Raw genomic sequence first — 232 nt, forward strand, 5'->3', positions numbered from 1 at the left:
GTGGAAGGCCCTGCCGACCTGCGTCCCAATGGCCGCCTGAACGGAGTCCATGCTGTCCCCCTTGGCATCCATGCCGTTGTTCAAGCTGAACCGGGACCCCTGCATATGCAAGGCGGACAACTGCCCATACGGCTGGACAAACCATCGATTGTCGAAATCGAACCGACGTCCGCCTTCGAGCGAAACCCCCACACCGTTCGTATTGAAAGAGCCATCGGCGCTGCCACCGTTG

General features: G+C 60.3%; 1 protein-coding gene. It reads right to left on the minus strand.

The window, feature by feature from the left end; translation table 11 throughout:
- Window positions 1-232 (minus strand): autotransporter domain-containing protein (locus SB847_RS22370; protein ID WP_410578963.1); only part of this gene is annotated, 232 nt, incomplete at both ends.

It is taken from the genome of Bacillus sp. SIMBA_026, from assembly GCF_046535335.1.
In the GTDB taxonomy this organism is placed as follows: Bacteria; Bacillota; Bacilli; order Bacillales; family Bacillaceae; genus Bacillus; species Bacillus velezensis.